The sequence below is a fragment of the Streptomyces sp. NBC_00005 genome (assembly GCF_045160215.1).
GTDB lineage: Bacteria > Actinomycetota > Actinomycetes > Streptomycetales > Streptomycetaceae > Streptomyces.
Genome location: NZ_CP108316.1, coordinates 3,513,030 through 3,530,337, shown reverse-complemented (window position 1 = coordinate 3,530,337; position 17,308 = coordinate 3,513,030). Strand labels below are relative to the sequence as shown.

The 17,308-nt window shown below is 68.7% G+C and carries 24 protein-coding genes; 5 read left to right on the top strand and 19 right to left on the bottom strand.

Annotated features, from left to right (window positions below; all coding sequences use genetic code 11):
• The first annotated feature begins 96 nt into the window (after positions 1–96).
• The 3 genes from frr (at position 97) to OG303_RS16110 (ending at position 2,353) form a co-directional block, all read left to right on the top strand.
• Positions 97–654: a ribosome recycling factor gene (frr, locus tag OG303_RS16120; RefSeq protein ID WP_405869082.1), complete on the top strand. Its 558-nt coding sequence runs from the start codon at positions 97–99 to the stop codon at positions 652–654.
• Entirely contained in the window at positions 654–1,790 is a 1,137-nt protein-coding gene (locus OG303_RS16115; protein ID WP_405869081.1) for a phosphatidate cytidylyltransferase, read from the top strand. Before frr ends, OG303_RS16115 begins: the two co-directional genes overlap by 1 nt.
• A 113-nt stretch (positions 1,791–1,903) precedes the next feature.
• On the top strand, positions 1,904–2,353 hold the full coding sequence (locus OG303_RS16110; protein ID WP_405869080.1) for an SRPBCC family protein: 450 nt from the start codon (positions 1,904–1,906) through the stop codon (positions 2,351–2,353).
• Between the two features lie 89 nt (positions 2,354–2,442).
• On the opposite strand, the gene OG303_RS16105 is transcribed toward OG303_RS16110, so the two are convergent.
• From OG303_RS16105 to OG303_RS16050, 12 genes are all read right to left on the bottom strand, one after another.
• Complete coding sequence (locus OG303_RS16105) at positions 2,443–2,940, bottom strand: Clp protease N-terminal domain-containing protein (protein WP_405869079.1); 498 nt, start codon at positions 2,938–2,940, stop codon at positions 2,443–2,445.
• A 40-nt stretch (positions 2,941–2,980) separates the two neighbouring features.
• Complete coding sequence (locus tag OG303_RS16100; RefSeq protein WP_405869078.1) at positions 2,981–3,238, bottom strand: hypothetical protein; 258 nt, start codon at positions 3,236–3,238, stop codon at positions 2,981–2,983.
• Between the two features lie 209 nt (positions 3,239–3,447).
• Entirely contained in the window at positions 3,448–3,927 is a 480-nt protein-coding gene (locus tag OG303_RS16095) for a DUF4145 domain-containing protein (protein WP_405869077.1), read from the bottom strand.
• 258 nt (positions 3,928–4,185) lie between these two features.
• Positions 4,186–5,451, bottom strand: coding sequence for a tyrosine-type recombinase/integrase (locus OG303_RS16090; RefSeq protein ID WP_405869076.1), 1,266 nt, complete (start codon positions 5,449–5,451; stop codon positions 4,186–4,188).
• A gap of 83 nt (positions 5,452–5,534) precedes the next feature.
• Positions 5,535–5,765: a helix-turn-helix transcriptional regulator gene (locus OG303_RS16085; protein WP_405869075.1), complete on the bottom strand. Its 231-nt coding sequence runs from the start codon at positions 5,763–5,765 to the stop codon at positions 5,535–5,537.
• A gap of 282 nt (positions 5,766–6,047) precedes the next feature.
• Positions 6,048–7,592, bottom strand: a complete 1,545-nt coding sequence (locus OG303_RS16080) for a YfjI family protein (protein ID WP_405869074.1) — start codon at positions 7,590–7,592, stop codon at positions 6,048–6,050.
• 157 nt (positions 7,593–7,749) lie between these two features.
• A complete protein-coding gene (locus OG303_RS16075) occupies positions 7,750–8,667 on the bottom strand; it encodes a bifunctional DNA primase/polymerase (RefSeq protein ID WP_405869073.1) in 918 nt (305 codons plus the stop codon).
• Positions 8,668–8,750: 83 nt separating this feature from the next.
• Positions 8,751–9,233: a hypothetical protein gene (locus OG303_RS16070; protein ID WP_405869072.1), complete on the bottom strand. Its 483-nt coding sequence runs from the start codon at positions 9,231–9,233 to the stop codon at positions 8,751–8,753.
• Positions 9,230–9,832: a hypothetical protein gene (locus tag OG303_RS16065; protein ID WP_405869071.1), complete on the bottom strand. Its 603-nt coding sequence runs from the start codon at positions 9,830–9,832 to the stop codon at positions 9,230–9,232. Before OG303_RS16065 ends, OG303_RS16070 begins: the two co-directional genes overlap by 4 nt.
• A gap of 10 nt (positions 9,833–9,842) precedes the next feature.
• Positions 9,843–10,031, bottom strand: a complete 189-nt coding sequence (locus tag OG303_RS16060; RefSeq protein ID WP_266436046.1) for a hypothetical protein — start codon at positions 10,029–10,031, stop codon at positions 9,843–9,845.
• Positions 10,032–10,035: 4 nt separating this feature from the next.
• Positions 10,036–10,263: a hypothetical protein gene (locus tag OG303_RS16055; protein WP_405869070.1), complete on the bottom strand. Its 228-nt coding sequence runs from the start codon at positions 10,261–10,263 to the stop codon at positions 10,036–10,038.
• A gap of 195 nt (positions 10,264–10,458) precedes the next feature.
• A complete protein-coding gene (locus OG303_RS16050; RefSeq protein WP_405869069.1) occupies positions 10,459–12,723 on the bottom strand; it encodes a cell division protein FtsK in 2,265 nt (754 codons plus the stop codon).
• A 95-nt stretch (positions 12,724–12,818) separates the two neighbouring features.
• Between OG303_RS16050 and OG303_RS16045 the strand changes: the two genes are divergently transcribed.
• Entirely contained in the window at positions 12,819–12,977 is a 159-nt protein-coding gene (locus OG303_RS16045) for a hypothetical protein (RefSeq protein WP_405869068.1), read from the top strand.
• Positions 12,978–13,029: 52 nt separating this feature from the next.
• Here OG303_RS16045 and OG303_RS16040 read toward each other — a convergent pair whose 3' ends face one another.
• Genes OG303_RS16040 through OG303_RS16015 form a run of 6 tightly spaced genes read right to left on the bottom strand, consistent with a single transcriptional unit; the run spans position 13,030 to position 15,538 of the window.
• Positions 13,030–13,359, bottom strand: coding sequence for a hypothetical protein (locus tag OG303_RS16040; RefSeq protein WP_405869067.1), 330 nt, complete (start codon positions 13,357–13,359; stop codon positions 13,030–13,032).
• The gene (locus tag OG303_RS16035; protein WP_405869066.1) at positions 13,353–13,523 is read right to left on the bottom strand and encodes a pRL2-8; all 171 of its coding nucleotides are present in this window, start codon (positions 13,521–13,523) and stop codon (positions 13,353–13,355) included. The genes OG303_RS16040 and OG303_RS16035 overlap by 7 nt, the downstream gene beginning before the upstream one ends.
• A 2-nt stretch (positions 13,524–13,525) precedes the next feature.
• Positions 13,526–13,843: a hypothetical protein gene (locus tag OG303_RS16030; protein WP_405869065.1), complete on the bottom strand. Its 318-nt coding sequence runs from the start codon at positions 13,841–13,843 to the stop codon at positions 13,526–13,528.
• A 2-nt stretch (positions 13,844–13,845) separates the two neighbouring features.
• Positions 13,846–14,268, bottom strand: a complete 423-nt coding sequence (locus OG303_RS16025; RefSeq protein WP_405877297.1) for an RRQRL motif-containing zinc-binding protein — start codon at positions 14,266–14,268, stop codon at positions 13,846–13,848.
• Positions 14,265–15,254, bottom strand: a complete 990-nt coding sequence (locus OG303_RS16020) for a DUF2637 domain-containing protein (RefSeq protein WP_405869064.1) — start codon at positions 15,252–15,254, stop codon at positions 14,265–14,267. The genes OG303_RS16025 and OG303_RS16020 overlap by 4 nt, the downstream gene beginning before the upstream one ends.
• A complete protein-coding gene (locus tag OG303_RS16015; protein ID WP_405869063.1) occupies positions 15,251–15,538 on the bottom strand; it encodes a hypothetical protein in 288 nt (95 codons plus the stop codon). The genes OG303_RS16020 and OG303_RS16015 overlap by 4 nt, the downstream gene beginning before the upstream one ends.
• 601 nt (positions 15,539–16,139) lie before the next feature.
• Between OG303_RS16015 and OG303_RS16010 the strand changes: the two genes are divergently transcribed.
• Complete coding sequence (locus tag OG303_RS16010) at positions 16,140–16,535, top strand: GntR family transcriptional regulator (RefSeq protein ID WP_405869062.1); 396 nt, start codon at positions 16,140–16,142, stop codon at positions 16,533–16,535.
• 216 nt (positions 16,536–16,751) lie between these two features.
• Here OG303_RS16010 and OG303_RS16005 read toward each other — a convergent pair whose 3' ends face one another.
• Positions 16,752–17,294 (bottom strand): flavoprotein, encoded by a 543-nt coding sequence (locus OG303_RS16005; RefSeq protein WP_405869061.1) that lies wholly within the window; start codon positions 17,292–17,294, stop codon positions 16,752–16,754.
• Between the last annotated feature and the right edge of the window lie 14 nt (positions 17,295–17,308).

Here is a 17,308-nt window from a genome sequence, read left to right as displayed (position 1 = left end):
GTCGGGAACCGTGCAGGAAGAAGACGCGACGCAGCCGGCCGCCGCCCCACCAAGGAACCGCAGCCGGGCCTTACTCAAGACACGCAGGAGCAAGTGGTGATCGAAGAGACCCTCCTCGAGGCCGAGGAGAAGATGGAGAAGGCCGTCGTGGTCGCCAAGGAGGACTTCGCCGCGATTCGTACCGGTCGTGCGCACCCGGCGATGTTCAACAAGATCGTGGCCGACTACTACGGCGCGCCGACGCCGATCAACCAGCTGGCTTCGTTCTCCGTGCCGGAGCCGCGCATGGCGGTAGTCACCCCGTTCGACAAGACGGCCATGCGCAACATCGAGCAGGCCATCCGCGACTCCGACCTGGGCGTCAACCCGAGCAACGACGGCAACATCATCCGAGTGGTGTTCCCGGAGCTCACCGAGGAGCGCCGCCGCGACTACATCAAGGTCGCCAAGGGCAAGGCCGAGGACGCGCGCGTGTCCATCCGCTCCGTGCGCCGCAAGGCCAAGGACGCCATCGACAAGCTGATCAAGGACGGCGAGGTCGGCGAGGACGAGGGCCGCCGTGCCGAGAAGGAACTCGACGACTCCACCCACAAATACGTGGCCCAGGTGGACGAGCTCCTGAAGCACAAGGAAGCGGAGCTGCTCGAGGTCTGATGAACGACTCTTCCTGGGGAGCGCCGCCCCACACCGGGTCGCAGGCCGGGTACTGGGGGCCGTCCGACCAGGGACCTGTCCAGGGGGCTGCCCCGGCGGGTCCCGCGTACGATGCGCCTGAGGCGCAGCAGACTCGCCCCATGCCCATCGTGCCCGAGGTACCCGCGTACGGCGGTGACCAGGATGACGACCGGGGGGCCGCTCGGCTGAGCGGCCCCTTGTTCCGCGACGAACCGCCGCAGTCGCCGCCCTACCCAGCGGCGCAGCAGAATCCGGAGCCCATGCCCGACGCCCCGCAGCCGGCGCCCCCGCCGCAGAAGAAGAGCGCGGGACGCGACCTGGGTGCGGCCATAGGGGTCGGTGTCGGGCTCGGCGTGGTGATCATCGCGTCCCTGTTCGTCGTCAAGGCCGCCTTCGTCGGTGTGGTCGCCGTCGCCGTCGTGGTGGGCCTGTGGGAGCTGACCAGTCGGCTCGAGGAGCGCAAGGGCATCAAGGCGCCCCTGGTCCCGCTGGCGCTCGGTGGCGCCGCGATGGTCGTCGCCGGGTACGTCCGGGGCGCCGAGGGCGCGTGGGTGGCCATGGCACTGACGGCGCTCGCCGTCCTCGTGTGGCGCATGACGGAGCCGCCCGAGGGCTACCTCAAAGACGTCACGGCGGGCGTCTTCGCGGCCTTCTACGTCCCGTTCCTGGCGACCTTCGTCGCGATGATGCTGACGGCCGACGACGGCCCGTGGCGCGTCCTGACCTTCCTGCTGCTGACGGTGGTCAGCGACACCGGCGCGTACGCCGTCGGCTGGCGTTTCGGCAAGCACAAGCTGGCCCCGCGCATCAGCCCCGGCAAGACCCGTGAGGGACTGCTCGGCGCGGTCTCGTTCGCGATGGTGGCGGGCGCGCTGTGCATGCAGTTCCTGATCGACGACGGGGCCTGGTGGCAGGGCCTGCTCCTCGGCTTCGCGGTCGCGGCCAGCGCCACACTGGGTGACCTCGGCGAGTCGATGATCAAGCGCGACCTGGGCATCAAGGACATGGGCACGCTGCTTCCCGGGCACGGCGGAATCATGGACCGGCTGGACTCGCTGTTGCCCACGGCGCCCGTGGTGTGGCTGCTGATGGTGCTGTTCGTCGGCTCCGGCTGACGGCTCCGGCCCAACGCTCCGGAAGTCCCACTCGGTCGATGGCGTCGCCGTCGACCGAGTGGGACGATTCCGGTGTAAGCCCTCAAAGGGGATCTCCCTGAAAGGAGGGCGTCATGTCCGCCTTCCATGAAGAGATCGACGTCGACCGCACCCCCGAGGACGTCTGGGCGTTTGTCATCGATCCCTCTCACATGCCGGAATGGCAGCTGAGCGCGGTCTCCGCCGAGCAGCTCGACGAGGGCCCGTTGGGCGTCGGCTCCCGGCTGCGGATCACCCGGCACGTCGGCAGCCGTGACATGCCGATGACCATGGAGTTCACCGAGTACGACCCGCCGCACGCCTGGGGCATGCGTGGCATCGACGGTCCCGTCCGGGGCAACGTCCACGGCAGGATCACCCCGCTCGACGACGGTCGCCGCTCCCACCTGACGATGGACCTCGACTTCGAGGGCCACGGCATCGGCAAGGTCCTGCTGCCCCTCGTCGTCCGCCCCCAGGTGCGCAAGGAACTGCCGCGCAACGAGCAGCTGCTCAAGGACAAGCTGGAGCACACGGCCGCCTAGTCTCTGCGGCCTGGTGGTGATGTGGCGTCGGCGGCCGGCGGCCATGGGGCGGTCCCCGTCGGCCGTCACGTCTGCAGGGCGGAGCGGGCTTACACCATGGCCATCCGGTCGAGGACCGCCTGCCGCAGGGCGGCCGTGTCCTGGTCCAGTGCGCGCAGTACCTGAAGGGCCATCCCTTCGTCTTCGTCGAGCAGACCGAGCAGGAGATGCCCGGTGTCGATGTGCTCGTGCGCCAGTGCGTTCGCCTCGCCCAGGGCGAGACCCAGGGCCCTCTTGGCGCGGGGCGTGAAAGGGGGTCGCGGGAAGCGGAAGGCCCCGGGGCCGAACGCGTCGTCGGCCCGCCGCTGGATCTCGGCGACGTCGATGCCGATCGAGGCCAGGGCGTCCTTGGCCTCCTGCCCGCCGGTCGCGGCCACGCCGGCCTCCGTCAGCAGCCGCACGGTTGTCTCGCGTGCCCGCGCCGGCTCCACCCCATGCGCGCGGAGTGCCTCGCTCGCGGGGCCCGCCGTCTGGATCAGGCCGAGCAGCAGGTGCTCGGTGCCGATGAAATCGTGCCGCATGGACAGGGCGGCGTCCTGGGCGGCCACGACAGCCCGCTTGGCGAGCTCGGTGAATCGGTCGAACAGGTCACTTCTCCTTGCCGGTCGTCTTGCGGCGGGTCGCGTGCTTCTCATGGACGGACTGCCGACTGACCTGCAGCGCCGACGCGATGCTCTGCCAGGTCCAGCGCTGGTCGCGGGCGTTGTCCACGTGGAGGCGCTCCAGCTCCTCCAGAAGTCGCCGCAGCGCGACGACGGCCTGCAGCCCGACGGCAGGGTCCTTGCTGGTTACCTGGCCGGTGACCTGTCCGATCAAGTCGGCGGCCGGCGATTCCTCAGCGTTCATGCTGTCAGGATTGCCTGACAGATCGGTCGGTGTCAAGGAATCCTGACAGGCGGGTCGATGGGTGCGGGCGATCTGCGACACTGGTACGGCTATGCCTAAGCCCGGAGAACTGGCAGTCAGCAGACGTGAAAAGGCCCCCTACCTGCGCGTTTGGTGTGGGTAGAGGGCCTGTTTCGGGTTGCTGGGCCGTCTCTGGGCCGTGTGGCTGATCAGAACGGCGGTTCGTCGCTGTACTGGATCTCAATGATTTCTGCTGAGGCGTTGAGGATCGGCTGGTCCTCTTCCTCCGACTGGTCAGAGCCTTCCTTCTGACGCTGTTCGCGTTCGAGTCGCTGCTGCTTGCGTCGGGCTACTCGCGCGGGGGACTGGAACACCTCTTCCAAGATCTCATCCATCAGGCCAAGGATCTCGCTAGCGGTGGCTGCGTCCATTGGCTCGCTGACGAGATCACCATGAGCTACTTCGTTTCCTCCGAACCGCACTTCATGAGCAGCGTCTCGGACGTGCTCGCGAATAAACCGCTCATCGAACAAAGCGTCGATCTTCTTCTGCAGGGATCCTGTGGTGATGCCTTTTGCCTTCGCGGTCGCCTCGACGACCGCGCGAGCGAGGGACACAGCGGCTCGATTGGCGCCGATCCCCCGGCAGGTGTGGGCTTCTGCAGCCATCTCGCCGATGATCTCTGGCACGTCAGGGAATGAGCGGCTGTCGCGGTAGAGGGGCAACCAGGATGGAGCGGCGTCCACCAGAAGGCGGGTCTCCTGGGGGAGAGACTGACGTTTGCCGGTAGCGAGACTGAGGCGCCCGCAGCCGTCGCACTGGAACGCCATGTGCACGAGCCCCCCGCCCCAGCCTCCGCTTGTGATGTCGACTGGCTTGTGATGCATCGTCATGTTGCAGCGGACGCCGCACCATCCGCATGTTCTGGTTATCCCCATGACGGAATGTTAGGGCTGTCGCCCCTGTGGTGACTTGCCTTTTTTGACCACCGTTGCCAGCGCGGTGTCTATGGCTTGCTGGGTCCTCTCCTGACTGCTCGGCATCAGGTGCGCGTACACCCGCAGGGTCAGGCCAGGGTCGGAGTGTCCGAGGTACTGGCTGACGGCCTTGATGCTCTCTCCGGCGTCCAGAAGAACTGACGCGTAGAAGTGCCTCAGCGCGTGCATGCCGTGCTCGCGCGCGGACTCGTACTTGCCGTCCTCCCCGGCATCTGCGATGAGGCCAGCCGCCGCGAGTGCGGGCTTCCACTCCTGGATGTTGAAGTTGCTGCGCCACACGATTCCGCTCGCGGTGTTCGTGAACAGGAGGCGGGCCGTCATCTTCGGGCCGTCCGGCTTTCGCCATGGCAGCGTGATCTCAACCGGCTTGCAGGCGTCCATGTGGGCGCGGATGGCCTCGGCTACCGACGACGGGAGCGGTACGTCCCGCTCCTTGTTGCACTTCGGCGGGGCGAACACGGCCTTTCCTCGGATGAGCTTCACCTGTCGGACCACATGCAGGATGCCTCCCTCGAAGTCCAGTGCGTCGTCAGCGAGTCCGACGATCTCGCCTTGCCGGAGTCCGCACCCCGCGCCGACGTCCACCATGGTTTGGTATCGCTCCGGGAGTGCTGCGCGGACCGCTTGCACCTGCGCAGGCAGCCACGGCATAACGCGCCGCCGTTCGGTCGCCGGCGGGCGGACGGACTTCGCGGAGCACGGGTTCCGGGGCAACAGCCCGTCGTCCACGGCCGCACTCAGCACGGCTCGAACGTCGCCGTAGATGTTGCGCGCGTACCCGCCGCTCACGGCAGGATCCATCTCCAACGCACTTACGAGCTCACGGATTTGCTCGGGGCGGAACGAGTCCAGTGGTCGGGTGCCGACGACGGGAAACGCGTGCAGGCGCAACCGCTGTTCGGTGACGATCTGGCTGGACAGATCCGCGCTGTGGGCCTTGAGCCACTTCTCGGCGTAGCTCTTGAAGGTGATCCGGGCGGCGCGTGGGTCGATGTACTGCCCGCGCGCCATGTCGGCTTCGATCTGGGACAGCCACTTTTCGGCAAGGCGCTTCTGTCCGTCGGGGAAGCTCTTGGACTTCTCGGTGCCGTCCGGTCCGATGTACCGGGCGCGATAGCGCGAGCCCCTGCCGTAGCGGTCCGTCTTCACTTTGACGGGCTTGCCGTCGGCGTTGGTCTCGATCTTGTACCAGCGGTCTTGGATGTGGCCTGCCATTGAGGCGCGACCCCCTTCGTGAGTGCGAAAGCGGGGAGCCGCGCTGCGGCTCCCCACTTTGGGGTTGGGTGTGCTCGGTGGTGTCAGTCGTCGTCGGCTTGCTCCTGGACCCAGCGGTAGACGGCGGCGGGGTCATAGCGAAGGTGCTTGCCTATGCGGATTCCAGGCGGGCCGGTGCGCTTCCGGCGCCATGCGTAGACGGTTTCGACGCTCTCCAGGGCGAACAGCGTCACGAGGTCTTCCGGCGTGAGGTAGCGGTCCGGGAGGCCGGACCGGAGAGTTGTGCGGGGGTCAGTTGCGGGCGGTGCGGCCATGGCGTCTCCAGGCGGGGTGCCGCCACAGAAACCACGAAATACACAGAAACCCTGGATTGCGGTCCTGACCTGCGACGATGCCGCATGGTGCGGGCTGCCACAGAAATCGCGGAAAGCTCCACAGAAATAAGCGGCCGGACCGGTGCGGCCGGTGCCGGGTTATTTCTGTGGCTTCTCGGTTCGTTTCTGTGGCAGCGCTCCGCGAGCCCCTGGCGCGGCTGTCTGTGCTGGTCAGTGGCTTGCGGGGGTATTTCTGTGATTCTGTGGTTTCTGTGGCGGGGGTCAGGCGGTCGGGTCGGTCAGGCGGGGGTGGACCAGGTAGCGGGGGGAGGGCGGCCGGCCGCGTCCTCCGGTCCGATGCACGGCTTGGGCTCGCACGTATCCGTGGTCTTCCAACAGGGCCAGCACCGGATCGAGGTCGTTGGCGGTGCGGAACTCGGAGCGGGAGAGCTTGACCATCAGGTCCCGCTTGCTGACCTCGCGCCACCCGTGGCTACGCAGGGCCTCCAACACAGTGCGGGCCCGTTCCGCGATGCGGTCGGCGCCCATCGAGTCGAACGCGGCGAGGCTGTGGCTGATGAAGTACTCGGCCAGCGCGATCGCGGCGCTCATGGTCGCTTCCGCCACGGGCACCGTGTGGCCTTTGGTGAGGTGTTCGGCGAGGTGGAGCAGGGCGGCCATCCGGGCGGTGGCGCCGACCAACTTGCCGCCCCAATCGCCGATCTGGCCCATGATGCCGCCGCGTGCTTCCAGCATCGGTTCCACCCGTGCCTGAAAGGCGGTGAGGGTGGCGACCGCCTCGGGGGTGAGCTGGATGAGAGCGGGGTCGGTCCACTCGGCGAGGAACAGCGTCAGGTCGAGGATGTGGCGCCGGTAGGTCTGCATCACCTGCTCGGGGATGGGGTCGGGTTCAATCTTGCGGCTGCCGACCAGCGACTCGGGAACCGAGTAGAGGAACCTGCCGAGCAAGCCGCGGCCCTTGAACCCCTCCTGCCGCCCGATGTCGTCCAAGACTTGCGGTTGGACGCACAACCCCATGGTGAGGGCGGGGTGTTCGATGTATTCCTCTCGGGTCTGCCGGTCGACCTTGAGGCGGTCTCCGGCGTGGCCTTTGAGGAAGACGCCCATGTTGGGCTTGCCGGAGTAGCGTCCGGCGATGATGTCGAAGATGTCGCCCTCGGCGGACATGACGGAGATCCGGCCGCCCTGCTCGGCCATGCGGGAGGTGACGGTCTCGGCGGTGGTGTCGTCGGCGAGCAACTGCGGTTTGGCCGGCACACGGACGCTGTCCGCGGTCTGCGCCAGCGCGATCGCGGTGGTCACCATCTCGTCTCGCTCGTCCGCGCCCGCGGATGCTGCTTTGGCGGTGGCCTTGTCGGCAGCTTCCTTGGCGAGGCGGGCGGTCATCTCGGCTTCCACGATGGCCGGTTGGGTCAGCGTGCGCAGTTGCTGTTCCGCCTCGTACAGCGGGTCGGTGAGCAGGCCGAACACGGCGGATTTGCGGTTGGCGGGCGGCAGCGAGACGACGACGTAGAGGTTGGTGGGCTCACGCCAGTGCCCGCGCACCTGCACCACCGACCGGCCGCCGGCCGCGGTGGCGAGCACGGACAGGGCGATGCATCCGGCGAGGTCGACGGGGGTCTGTGTCTCCTCGGCGACCGCGGCCACGAACTCCCGCAGCCACCCCGGAAGGGAGGCAGCGGGGAAGGGGACGAGCTTGCGGGGTCCGGCGAGGGGGACCGGGTCCTCCCACACGGGTGCGGGCGGTTCGTCGAGGGTGGGCAGTCCGGCCCACAGGTCGGTGCCGTCCACAGGCTGTGCGGTCATGAGGCTGCCCTCCCTTCGGTGGCATCGCCGGAACGCGGGTCAGAACCCAGGAGAATGCGGACGCCTTCGGCGACGTCCTTTCGGTCGCCTACGGTGGCCCTCGGTGCGGCCCGTGTGGCGTTCTGAGGCTGTTTCAGAGGATTGAAGGGGTTATAGGTCATGCGGCGCTCCGCTCGGCCGCGCTGAGCCCGTTGGTGACCGCTCGGCGGGCGTAGGTCTCGGGGACACCGACCGAGACGGCCGCGGCCACGATCTCTTCCCCGATCACGTCCAGTCCGCACGGGCCGGGGCAGGCGGTGTGCTGTGCGGCGAGGAAGCGGGCCACGCCGAACGCCTGTGATCCGGCGCCGGATTCGACGCGGGAGCGCACGAGGGTGAGGCCCCGTTCCAGGCCGGTGCGGACGTAGCCCTCGGTGTGACGGCATCCGGTGGCCACCGTCCGGTCCCACGTGGCGCGCTCGGGGAGGGAAGAGACCACCTCCCCGCGGGCGGGGGTGGTCTCTTCCTTCACCACCAGGGCGCGGACGGCCGCCGGCAGATCGGCCATGCGGCCGGCGCCCGGACCGAGCCAACGGGCGTACGACATCAGGGACTTGATGTCGACGCCCGCCCGGACCGCGTTGTGCGACCCCATAACGCCCCGGTAGATCCAGTGCTCACCGCGCGTCGTCGGCACCGTGCGGGTGGCGGGCAGGGTCTCGCGAGCCCAGGCGACGGCCGCCACGTTGTCGAGGTCGACCACGGTCAACCTCGCCCCTCCGGGGTGGTAGCCGACGCAGACGGCCCGCCCCCATGCCGCCACCCACAGAGGGGAAATGACGACTTTCCGGTCGGTGGTGGCAGCGGCCCACGCGTGGCAGGGAGCGGGGCAGCGGCAGGCGCCCGCGCGCTTCATATTCGGCCGCCCGCCGCACGCGTTCTTGGCGCACACACGGCAGTTACCGAACGGCACCTTCCCGTCCCGCAGCGGCAGCACCGGCACTCCGGCGGTGGCCAGGTACAGCGCGGTGCGCAGGTGGTCATCGTCCAGATGGGTCGTTGCCCGTGGGCGCGGGGCCTTGCGGTCAGGTGTCATGCTGGATGTCTCCTGTTCTTTCGAAGGGACGGAGAACCGGGGCGGTCGCGGTCTTTGGCGAGAGGCGACCGCCCCAGCCACAGCTACTGGTCCTTGACCCAGCGGGCGTATTCCTGGCGGACGTAGCCGCGCGGGTCGTTGATGGCGTCGGCCGCCACGGGGCCGACCTTGTCCATGTCGAGCAGGCGCAGGGCTGCCGCGTCGGCAGTCTCGCTCGCGTCGCCGGACATGCCCTCGGCTTCGTCCAGGAGCGCGATGCGGTCCAGTAGGGCCGCCTTGCGCAGGTAGAAGTCCCGCTCCAGCTCCGTCAAGCACGGCGAGTTGGCCAGAGTGCGGGCGGTCCAGCCGATTTCGCTGATGATGCTCGGGGCGAGCGCGTATGCCTCTTCCGGCGTCAGCCTCGGTTCCGGCTCGGGCCGGTGGTCGGCGGTGACGTACAGCCGCTTGCTCTGCCCGTCCCGGGCGGGGACGCTGCGGAAGAGGCCGGTCTGGAAAGCCTTGCCCAGTGCTGTGGAGATGCGCACCATGTCGGCCGGTGCGCAGATGACGCGGATCTCGAAGCTCATAGGGACTTCCTCTCAGCGGTGGGGAGTTCGGGCAGGCCCGCGCGCTCCAGCGCGGCCGGGTCGAAGCCAGGCAGCGTGGCGCGGGTGACGAGCGCGGCGGCGAGCTGTTCCGCGTAGGCGGCGCCGGTGCGGGCCACCTCGATCTGTGTGGTGGCGCGGAGGGTTTCGACGCGTTCGACGTGGGCGTACTCCTCGCGCCGCTCGCTCGTCTGCCGCTCGTACGCCACCGTCTCGCGGCGGTCTTTGCGCCAGTAGCGGGCGGCGAGCCCGTAAGCGCCAGCGGTGGCCAGCGACCACAACAGCAGCGGGAGCGGCAGCCCGTCGGCGTATCCGGCCACCCCGGCGAAGGCGAGCGCGCCGGAGGCGGCGAACGCGGTCCCCGCAAGCACGGAGTCTCCGGTGCTGTTGCCTGCGGCCACGCCCGCGGCGGCGGCCCCAGCGGACAGGACGGTCATCAACGCGGCGTTGCCGACGGAGTGTTCGGCGCCGTTGGCGTTCCAGATCCGGGCCAGCGCGAGCACGGTCGTGGTGGCGATGGCGGGTGCGGCCTTGGGGGCGGCGATGGCCAGCCAGTGCCGGGCCACGATGGGTTCGTTCATGACTGCTCTCCTAGATCTTGCCGAGGGCGTCGACGACGGCAGCGGTCAGCTCCGTGACGGGGCCGGAGGCGCCGGTGGAGGCGAGGTAGAAGCCGAACATCACGGCGACGAACGCGGAGCCGTAGCCGAGGGTGTTGGAGCGGAGCAGGAAGAACAGGACCAGGCCGAACAGGGCGACCAGGGAGACGGTGACGGCCATCGGGTTATCCCTTCGCAGGAGGTGTCTTGGCGGGGGTGTCGCTGCCGTGGCGGTAGACGTGCAGCCAGAGGTTGTAGAGGTGGCGGCCGACGCGTATGCGCTTGCCGAGGCCCTTGCATCGGCGGCACGGCTTGCCGCGCTTGAGGCGGCCCTTGCGGTCGGTCTTCATCGCGAAGCCGAAGCCGCGGCACTTGCGGCAGTCGCCGTACGGGCTCGCCCTGCACAGACTCACGTAACCGAGAGTGACGGCGAGTAGGCAGGCGCTAGCAAGGAGAAGGAGGGTCATGGGGTGCCTTCCAGGCGGGGTTTCCGGCGTTCTCGCAGGTCGGGTGCTAGGTGCGAGGTTGCTGATCAGAGCCGGTTTGGGGTGCTAGCGGGGGTGCTAGGTCTAGCAGCGGAGGCTGCTAGACCTAGCACCCGTGCGCGGTCAGTCCCCGGACCGCTTTCCATCACGCTGGGTGATGGCGGTGGTGATGTCGGCGCGGGCGATGCCGCGGCGGGTGGTGCCCTTGCCCTTGTCGGTGGTGCCCCACACGTCCTGTGCCGTGATGCCGTGCGGGCGCAGGTTCGTGGTCACCGTCTCGGCCTTCCAGCCGCCGTAGACCTCCGGCCGCAGGGTGGCTAGGCGGGCGGCCACTTTCTCGTTCCACACCTTGTCCTCATCGGCCGGCACGACCTTGAGGATGTCGGCGAGCAGGTCGAAGGCGGCCTCACCGCTCTCGGGTTCCTGGCCGATGGCGTGGCCGGTGATGTTGCCGTACGCCTCGCGCATCTTGCGAGCGCGGGCGACGACCTGCTCGGCGCCGACCGCGTCGACGAACGCGCTCGCGACGATGCGGGGGTCGTCGCCCTCACCGGCCATCCAGCAAATCCCGCGGTCGGAGCGGGAGAACATGGTGGCCCGGTATCCGGCCTTGTACATCGACGTGCCCAGCACCATGTCGTTGGCGGGCTGCCCCATCACCTTCAGGCAAAACCGCAGCACGGCGTTGGCTGAGATGCCGGTGGGCAGCGACTTGGCGTCCGGGCGCTGCGTGCCGAACAGGGTCACCATGCCCAGGGCGGGGCCGCGTTTGCCCAGGTCGGTGGCGATCTCTTCGATTTCCGCGCCGTACTTCTCGTGCTCGAAGGGGACTTGGCACTCGTCGAATCCGGCGACGATCGGGTGCAGACCGAGGGACTTGTCGTTGGCCAGCTCCGGGGTCACTTTGGATTCCGGGCAGCGCGAGCGCGGCAGGGACTTGATGACCTTCGCCCTACGGCGCAGTTCCGCCCGCAGCTCCCGCAGCGCTTGGAGGACGTAGAGGATGTCTTCGTCCTCGTCTCCGGCCCGGTAGCGGTGGCAGACCGGCTCCAGGGCGCCGAAGTCGCCGGTGCCCTTGAAGTCGAACGCGTACAGCGCCGCGCGCGGGTCAAGGGCGGCGATGAGCAGGAACAGCCGCATCAGGAACGTCTTGCCCATGCGCGGGATGGAGCCGACGACCACGCTCGCGAACATGAGGGTCACGGCCACGTCGGCCATGCGCTGGTCGTTGCCGAACACGACCGGCTTGAACAGGTCCACGGTGCCCGACTTCAGCAGCGGCCAGGCGGGCTTGGTGGTCTCGTTCATGGGCTTGTCGCCCACCCACAGGATCAGCCGACCTTCGTGCTCGGTTGGGTCGGCTGAGGGCCACACGCAGCCGACCTTGCGGCGCAGCCCGGACGCCAGCGGCTTGCGGGCCTCCATGATGTCCTCCGGGGTCACCCCCCAGGGAAGGTCCAAGTCGGCGCGGTAGCCGGGGCCATCGCGGGTGATCTCGGAGGTGAAGCGCATCCCGTTCATGTCGCCGCCCTTCTTGATGGCGGCCGTCAGCTTCGGGTTGCCGATGTTGTCCAGGGCGCGCAGCACGATCGGCCCGGTGAGCTTCTGGATCTCGGTCTTCAGGACCGCGGGCCCGATCACGGGATGGTCCTGCGGGGCACCCCAGAACCCGGCGACCAGCACCGCGGCCGATGCCAGCACCCCCAGCCATCCCGGGGCGAGCACGTAGATGGTCAGCGCGAACGCGGCGCCGAAGACGAGCGCCACCGTGGTGACCAGCACGCGCAGCCGTACGCGCCCGTCCCGCTGCCGCGACAGCTTCAGGTACTCGGCGGTGTTCTCCCTGCGCACCTCGTACTCGCGCAGCGGAGCACCCTCCGCGTCCCACACCCACCGGTTGGTGTCCCGCACGAAACGGGCCGCACCGCGCGGCGAGTTGAGGGTGAGCTGGAGGGCGTACCAGGGGGTCCGGATGCCATGGAAGGCGGTGGCGTAGAAGGCGTTGCCACTCGCCCGCTGGGCGGTCGCCACGAACCCCGGCTTCGAGGTCAGCCACGTCGGCACGATCGGCCGACGCTTGTAGGTGGTGATACCCGGCAAGGGGAGGTCGGGCCGGTCGACCGGTCGGGCGACCGAGTCGGCAGACTCCTCATCATCCGGGTCGGCCGACTCGGCCGACTCGGTCGGGCGGGAGTCGGGCAGCGGATCGGGGGTCGGGGCGGGCGACCCGGTGCGGGCGGATCGGGCCTTGTCGAGGTCGACCACGCGGGAGTCGAGGTCGCGGAACGCGTCGAGGTCGCGGCCGTTGTCGACGACATGGATTTCGTCGGCCGTCATCTCAGCTTCGAGCCGGTTGAAGAGTTCGTTGTCGTCGTCGGGGTGCTTCACTGAAGGTTCCTTCCAATGGGAGGCAGGGCGGGGTCCGGCCGTCGCTGTAGGAGGTGGGCGGACGGACCCCGCACGGCAGTGCTACGGGGGGTGGCATGGGGAAATCTGAGGTCAAGACGCGGCCGTGCGAGTGGTGCGGCAAGCCGGTGCAGCAACCAGAAAGCCGCTGGCGAAAGCGGCGTTACTGCAGCAAGGAACACCGCCGCAAGAACCGCATCGCGGAAGCCGTCTGGGAATTCCTGGACATCTGGTAGGTCACGTAGCGCGACCGAACGCTGTAGGCGATGAGCGGTCGGGCCCGTTGGGTTACATGCCAAACGGGAGCGCGCTGCCCTTGGGGAACTCGAAGACCGTGACCAGGACGTCAAGGCCGGGGTCGTCGGCATAGGCAACGCGGGTGTAGACGACCGTCAACGGGGTGCCGTCACGGCCGGTGGTCGGATAGGCGCGGACGTCGTGCCCCCACGCCCGGCGACGGCTGACCGTGAAGCGGGCGTAGGACGCCGGGATCACGCCGTGCACGCCGAACTTGCTGCCGGACAGGCAGATGACCCGCGCGGAGTCGGCGGGCAGCGGCCGACCGAGTGAGCCACCCGAGCCGCGGAAGAGACGGGTGATCCGTTTCAGGTTCACCACCAACTCGACTTCCTCTTGGGCACGAGGTACGGGCAGCCGTTGTGCATGTGGTCCAGGCACGGCCGGCAGTCCTCGCGGGGGCGAAGCCTGCGGTGGATGCTCCGGTCGTGGGCGTGCTGCCAGCACTGCGGGCACTCGCCAGGAGGCGTGTCCTTGCCGGGCATGGTCACCACCACCCCGAGGACTTCTTTGCAGCCTTGGCGGTGGCGGCCTCGTTGACGATCCGCTGCCGCTCCGTCTGCAACGCGGTCAGCTCCGCGGTGAGTCGGGACTGCACCGACTGCCACAGCGTCTCCAGCTTCCGTTCCGCGCGGCCGGTGCTCTTGCCTCGGACGACCTTGTACGAGCCTCCGGCGAGCGCCCTCAGCACCGCCCGCCGCTCCTGGCCGGTGAGCGGCCACATCTCTTCCTTACGGACCGCTTCGAGCTTGCGTTCCGTCTGCCGGATCTCGCGGTCCAGGCGGTTCGTGTTGGGCTTGGCCATGGTCAATCCCTCCTCATGGACGCAGGGTTGGCGTTCGTGTTGGCGGGGGTGGTGGTGTCGGGGTAGGCGCACAGCACGCACATGCCGAGCGAGGTCGGCAGGCAGTAGTCGTAGATGACCTGGCACTTGGGGCAGGTGCGGCGGGCGAGCATCGCCAGCGCGAGCGCACCGCACCTGCGGGAGGTCATCGGCCGGACGGGCTTGGCCAGGTCGATGCGGTAGAGGTAGGCGACCTGCACTCCCGCCTTGCGGCCCCGGTGGCGGCGCATCACCTGTGCGGCGACCGGTTGACCGCCGGGCCGTAACCCGCGGGCCCGCAGCTGCCGACGAGTGGCGTAGCCATGCGGGGCGAACCGCCATGGAAAGGTGGGGACTCCGAACCGGGCGCCGGATGGGTCGAAGCACTTGCCGTAGGCGGCCATCAGGCGGCCACCCCTTCGCCGGTCAATGCGGCGTCGGGGGCCTCTACGGAGTGCAGGGCGCGCCTGTCGGCCCGCTCAGCGAGCAGGGCGTCACGGACCAGCCGGGCCGGAGCGGAACCGCAGCGCAGAACCTTGCGCAATGCCTCGGCGTTGACCGCGGCGTCCGTCCAGTCGGCCGTGACCGTACGTGCCTCGGCAAGCAGTTCGGCCGGGGTGCGCTGCTGTGCGGTGGCCTTGTTCTTGGCCGCTCGCGTGCGCGCAGGCTTGGGCGCCTCACGCTGCGGTTCCGGGGCCTGCGGTTCGGGTGCGACCGGCACGGCATCGGGGGCGAGTTCGCCCATGCGCAGCATCACGCGCTCGCGCCGCGGGGTCTTCGAGCGCCACCGACGGCCGTAGCGCTCGCGCAGGTCCGCGCGGGCCAACTGCCGTTCCTTCTCCCGCGTCAGCGCCTCCGTGTAGGAGGTGACCTCCCACAGCGTCATGCGGCGCCACAGCGCGAAGGTGGAGGGGAAGGCGAGCAGCCAGCGGGAGAACCGGATCTTCTCCATCCGTCGGCCGGTGGCGGCGCCGATGCGGACGGCGTAGATGTGCGCGCCGATCTCGGAGAACACCACCCACAGCAGCGGCATCGTGCCGTGCGCAACCTTCGCCCATATGCCCTGTCCTGCGGCGATGTTCAAACCGCAAGTGACCAGGGTGAGCGCCCAGGGCACGAACCGCACCCAGGCAAGCGCCATATCCATGCGGATCAACAGCAGGTTGGCGACGGTGAACACCGGGATGGCCACGTCGATACCGACCGGCAGCATCCACGGTGAGGTGAATCCCCAGCGCAGCGCGGCAGCGGACACGGCGTCGAACGAGGAGATCAGACCGAGCGCGCCGACTCCGGCCGCGGCGAGCGCGCCGACTCCGGCGAGCCCCATCTCAGGACGGGTCAGCGGCGGCACCCCGGATGTGGGCGCCTCGGGGGCGGGGGCAGTGGTCATGCCGCAACCCCCTTGCGCGCCGTGCGACGGCGGGCGGGACGGACCAGGGGGATGACGTCGAACAGATCCGGGTTCTCCTCGATGACCCGCGCGGCGATGCGGATCAGGTCGTCGGGAAGGTCGGGGTTGTCGGCGAGGATGTCGCGCGCCGCGTCCTCGCGGGCCGCGCGCTCTTCGTCCGTCTCGCCCTCGACCCCGAGCCACAGCTCAACCGGGGTGCCGAGTGCCAGTTCCGCGAAGTCCTCGGCAGAGATGGCCTGTTGGCGGCCGATGTACGTACGCATGGCAGTTCTCCTGACATCGAAGGGATGCTGGGGCGGTCGCGGTCCTTGGCGAGAGGCGACCGCCCGGAGAGCCCCGAGCCGCGAGTGCGGCGGGGCAGTGGAGCACTGAACGACCTGTCGCAGCTCCCCTCAACCCCGCTCGTGCGAGACGAGCGGAGGAGGCAGCCGGCCGCCGCACGAGGTGCAGCGGAGCGGTCTAGGTCAAGAGGTGCGCGGACCTGAGCCGCGTTGGACGCCTTTTGCGGGAGGTGACGGCCCGTCGTACGCGATATGGATCTGTGCCTCAGTCCCGCTCTTCCGAGGAATCGCATCTCGGTCTCTTCGCGCGGCGTCGTTGCCCTTGGGCAGATCCGTTCTTTTGAGTCGGCGCGTGTCCCTGACGGGAGGTGACCGACTGGTCTCCACTCGCCTCGGCCGGAGTCGTCACGGCCGTCGCATCTGCGGTGGATCACGCTGTGGAGTTGTCGTGCACCGGCACAGAGGTGAAGCCCTTCCGGGCGCCCGTTCCGGCGTGAGTTCAGATTGACCTAGGTCAATCTGACTGTCAAGAGTGTTCGCCGAAGGATCAGAGATTGACCTAGGTCCGGCTACTCTCGATGCCATGGACCAGAGCCCCGAAGCGCCCAAGCAGACGCCTACGGCCAAGGAGATCGCGGCGGAGTTCCGCGAGAAGATCACGGGCCCCGATCGCGAGTACGAGCCGGGCGATCAACTCCCAGCCGCTCGCAAGCTCGCCAAGGAACTTGGCGTGCAGCTCATGACTGTTCAGAGTGCGTTCGGTCAGCTCCGTGACGAGGGGCTGGTTCTTACTCAGCAGGGCCGCGGGACATTCGTTCGCGATCCTTCTGTGCCCCTCGGTACCGAGCCGGGCAGCAGCCCAGCGTTCAGCGCCCTCGCCGCGGAACTCAGCACGATTCATGACGCCCTGCACCTACTTGGCGAGCGGCTTGACCGCCTTGAGCAGCTTGTTGGCAGCGAGACTCCACCCTCGCCGTGAGTCCGTCCGCGCGCCTCAGCAGTCCTTCGACCTTGGCGCGCGCCTCGCTCAAACTCGCTTTGATCAAAGCGAGTTCAGTACGAGTCATGCCTTCCAACTCGCCGCTTTGCTCATTGATCCCTGACATGCCAATGAGCATGTGGCCGGGAACGGCAGAGGACCCGGACAGACTGTCCGGGTCCTCTTTCCTTGCAGGTCAGGCGGGTTGACGATTCGTCATTGGGTTGCCTCATCCACCATGTCCAGTACGGCGGACCATGGAAGTGCACGCCCTGCCGGCGCTTCCCGAGGCTCGTACAGCGGCCACACATCTGGCCCGTAGACGATGTGCACGCCCCCAGCCCGGAGGGTGTCGATGTGGTGCTGCCACGCCGGATGGCGAGCGTGTGCCGCGTTCACCCGAGGGAAGACGACGACCGGCAGACCGACGGTGCCGATGGCCTCGCCCACCTGCGTCAGAGCCTGGTTGTCCATTAGGCCGGTCGCGAGCTTGGCGACCATGTTGGCCGACGCGGGGGCGACAACGTAGCAGTCAACCGGCGGGTGCGGCCGGGTGTCGCCGGGCAACCGTGGCTCATCGCGGACGGGCAGGCCGGTCAGTTTCTCCAGCCGCTCGACTTCGCCGCTGAGCCGTAGCCACTGACCCGCGGTCGGCGTGAGCGTGACAGCCACCTGCCATCCGCGATCCATCGCGGGCTCTACGAGACCGGCGCGCAGTACCTCTACGCCTCCGGCCGCAGACCCGACGACCCCGAGCACTCCACGACTGCCTG